5 protein-coding genes and 1 pseudogene are annotated in these 3,439 nt (G+C 66.4%); 2 read left to right on the plus strand and 4 right to left on the minus strand.

The window, feature by feature from the left end; all coding sequences use genetic code 11:
- From AX709_RS08450 to AX709_RS08465, 4 genes and pseudogenes are all read right to left on the minus strand, one after another.
- On the minus strand, window positions 1-658 hold a 658-nt coding region (locus AX709_RS08450), incomplete at its 3' end, for a replication initiator protein A (RefSeq protein WP_066485672.1).
- A complete protein-coding gene (locus AX709_RS08455) occupies window positions 655-978 on the minus strand; it encodes a hypothetical protein (protein ID WP_066485670.1) in 324 nt (107 codons plus the stop codon). The genes AX709_RS08450 and AX709_RS08455, both read right to left, overlap by 4 nt.
- Window positions 978-1,631 carry a ParA family protein gene (locus tag AX709_RS08460; protein ID WP_066485668.1) on the minus strand — a complete coding sequence of 218 codons (654 nt, stop codon included), beginning with the start codon at window positions 1,629-1,631 and terminating at the stop codon, window positions 978-980. Before AX709_RS08460 ends, AX709_RS08455 begins: the two co-directional genes overlap by 1 nt.
- Window positions 1,632-1,703: 72 nt before the next feature.
- A pseudogene (locus AX709_RS08465) lies at window positions 1,704-2,139 on the minus strand (hypothetical protein).
- Window positions 2,140-2,526: 387 nt separating this feature from the next.
- Between AX709_RS08465 and AX709_RS08470 the strand changes: the two are divergent.
- On the plus strand, window positions 2,527-2,775 hold the full coding sequence (locus AX709_RS08470; RefSeq protein WP_066548761.1) for a DUF4160 domain-containing protein: 249 nt from the start codon (window positions 2,527-2,529) through the stop codon (window positions 2,773-2,775).
- The gene (locus tag AX709_RS08475; RefSeq protein WP_066488241.1) at window positions 2,762-3,175 is read left to right on the plus strand and encodes a DUF2442 domain-containing protein; all 414 of its coding nucleotides are present in this window, start codon (window positions 2,762-2,764) and stop codon (window positions 3,173-3,175) included. Before AX709_RS08470 ends, AX709_RS08475 begins: the two co-directional genes overlap by 14 nt.
- The last annotated feature ends 264 nt before the right edge of the window (window positions 3,176-3,439 follow it).

The following is a 3,439-nucleotide window of genomic DNA, read 5'->3' on the forward strand; positions in this document are numbered from 1 at the left end:
CCCACCCACCCTGCTGCGCGCCGACATGCTTGCGCGCGATGCGATACAGCGCCCGCTCCAACCCCCCGGATAGCAGGAAGTAATCGGGGTGCATGGTGAGCAGCGACTTTTCGTTGACGATCCCCTCGTAAACCCAATCCGAGAGGGTCAGCGTCATGCCGCGCGGCTGCTCGGTCTCGGCGTCGGTGTCGAAGGTCCAGCTATCGAGCCAGTTGAACCCGGCTTTCTGCCTGCGTGCTGACGCCCGGATCGAGGTCGTGATGGAAGTCGTCTGGAGCCGGAGCAATGCCGCCTGCAGCTCCTGATAGTCCCTGCCCCCGGTGCTGCGCTTGATCGCCCGCAACAGGTCGTAGGGCGTCGTGGTCAGCGTGCGCGGCAGGTCGTTCAAGCCCTGCTGCTTCATGCGATTGAGCGTCGATGCCGCCCATATCAGAATATCGGCATCCCATATCGTCGCCATGCCGTAGTCGGGGATTGCCTGCACGCGCACCCACGCCTCGCCGTCCGGGCTGCGATACTCGATCGGCTTCAACCGCTTGCGCTTCTGGAGCGAGAAGAACGGCCGCTCCATGACCTCGCGCTGGTCGCGGAGCGGAAGGTCGCCCAGCGCCGGGATGAACAGGTCGAACTCGGGGTTGGGATCGCGCCGCTTGCTCACGGCGCGAACCTGGTGTGGCCCCGCTTGACCAGATACTGGCGGAGCAGCCGTTCGGTGATGACGGTAAGCGGCTCCCCGCCCTCCTCGACACTAAGCTGGCGCAATGCACGGTGCATGTCCTCGGGAATGTGGATCAGCACCGGCTTCTTGCCCGGATGGCTGCTGCGCCGCGCCGGTGTCGCCGGGGTGGGCGTGTCGGCCGATCGGCGCGGCGCTGCCGCCCGTTGCGGCTCGAGGGTCGGCTCGGAAACGGAAGCCAGTGCCGGCTCCTCGGCCTCGTCATCGAAGATGCTGGCGAGCGCGGAAGGCTTTTTCGCCATTATGCCGCCTCGCTTACTGGCTTAGTCGTAAAGCCGCTTAGTCGCTTAGCCTCATTATAGGCGGCGCGCAGCTCGGCCGCCGCCTTGCTGTCCGGCTCGGTTTCGACCGCGGTGCGGCCCAACGGCGTTGCCTTGTAGAAGTCCTTCCGGAAGTGAAGGCGACTGTCGAACATCGTCACCCCCTTCGCCGCAAAGCCGGCATGGGCCTCCTGCCCCTCCCCGCCCTGGTGCGGAACCTGGGTCAGAATGACGGCGAAGGGGGTGCCGGCCTGCTGCACCTGCTTGACGGTCTGCAACACCGAATGAACGTCCAGCCCGCGCGGTGCCACGGGGATGATGACGAAATCCGCCTGCTCTGCCGCGAGCATGGCGATGTCCTTGGAGTTGGCCGGTGTGTCGATGATGATGAGGTCAATCTTGCCGCTGCCGCGCCCGCGCGAGACGTGCAGCGGTAGGCCGGCGACGCTGCTGTCCTTCACCGTCACGTCGTCGTCGTCGCGGCGCTCCGACCAATAGAGCGCCGAACCTTGCCGGTCGTCGGCGTCGAGGATCACGACGGACGCTCCTTCCCGCGCCGCCTCGACGGCGAACCCGGTCGAAAGGGTGGTTTTCGATTGCCCACCCTTCTGCGCGATCACGGCCCATACCTGCATCGCTGTTGCTCCTACTAAGCGGTTAAGCGACTTATGCCGCTTAACCGCTTAGTCGTAAAGGGTCTTAGTCGCTTAGCTATCGCCGGCTTCGTCGTCGGGATCGAGCGGATCGTGCTGCATCGGCCCATGTCCGGCGATCGGACATAGGGGCGCGCCCGTCGTCTCCAGCCATTTGCGCGCGGTCCTCACCGTATAGCCGCACGCCGCGCACTCGCATTTGGGCATCCCCGTCGCCTGCTTCTTGGGTGCCATGGTCTCGCCACCGGTGTCGAGCCGGGCATGGGTGAGGGGCGTGCGCTAAGTCCGGCCGAATGAATATCTCGAAATGGCCGTCGCCGCTGCGCCGATTATCCCAGCACTCGCCAATCGCCTTGCCCTTCGCGCCCCGGCTGGTGAAGCCGATCGCGACGCGCACGCGGGCGGGCAGGGGAGTGTCCAGCGCGTCGAACAGCGGGGCCATGCCGATCGCCACCCGGTTCAACCAGCTCTCGCGATTGTCCTGCTCCATGATCTTCTCCCTTCAAATCGCCCTTGGCGACGGCCTCGCCATCGGCCCTGCCTCGTGGCGAACAGCGGGGGAGAGGGGGCAATGGGAATCTGCCGGGGTGGTGCGGGCGCAGTGAGTGAAGCGAGGGAGCCACGGCCCGGCTGATTGCCGTTGCTGGGGAGAGGGGGCGGCGCTCCCTTTCCCCACCTGATGGAGATCTCGCCGGCATCGCCGGCGTCCGCCTGGGCGGGGCGCACCCCGCCCGCGCGAGCGATCGTTGCCCGTCAGGGGCGAGACGCCGCCACGGAGGCTCGATCGGAGCGCGAGCGGAGATAGAGCGCGGCCCGTCACGGGTGCGCGCGCCGATGCAACTATTCCCTAGCGCTTGGGTTTATGCTACACCGGCCTATGCCTGTCGTGTTCCGTATCGGTGGCCTGCGGGTCGTTATCTGGCCCAACGATCATCGCCCGGCGCACGTTCATGTGAAGGGCGCGGACGGAGAAGCGGTGTTCAACCTAAACTGCCCCGCCGGTCCGCCCGAGCTGCGCGATAGCTTCGGCTTCAAGCTGTCGGACGTGAACCGGATCGAAGCGGCGCTGGCGGACGTGGTGCCGATGCTGTGCGAGGAATGGAGGACCATACATGGCGATTACTGAGCAGGAACTGGCGAAAGCCGAAGCGCGCATGGCGGAAACCCGCGCCGCGGGCCATGCCGTGTCCGCTCGCTACGATCGCCGCCGTTCGCGCGTGGTGGTTGCCCTCAACACCGGGATCGAGCTGACCTTCCCGACGCAGCTCGCCGAAGGGCTGGCCGATGCCTCGCCCGACAACCTCGCCGACATTGAAATCAGTCCGGCCGGGCTGGGGCTGCACTGGCCGAAGCTCGATGCGGACCTCTATGTGCCGGCGCTGCTCCAGGGCGTGTTCGGCTCGAAGACGTGGATGGCCCGTCAGCTCGGGGCGGCCGGGGGCAGGGCGCGCTCGGCCGTCAAGGTCGCCGCGTCGCGCGCGAACGGCCAAAAGGGCGGTCGGCCACGCAAGGTGGCATCGGCATAATCAGGGCAGAGCGCGTCAAGCGGTCTCGAATAAGGGCAGCGGCTGAATCGCGCGCGCCGGCACGGGCTGATAGACGCCGATCGTCACCCATTCCGGCGGCCAATCGACCGTCACCGTGTCGCCGGCGATGCGCGTGATCCCTCCGTCCTCGATCTTCGGTGTCGTATTCGCCAGCGATCAGCGCCCCGTCGCTGATCGCGAGATGAAAGTGGGGTGACTACACGAAAGTGATGTATCTGCACGCTAAGGACGAACGGATGCCGA

The sequence above is a fragment of the Sphingomonas sp. CCH15-F11 genome (genome assembly GCF_001557005.1).
Classification (GTDB): Bacteria; Pseudomonadota; Alphaproteobacteria; order Sphingomonadales; family Sphingomonadaceae; genus Sphingomonas.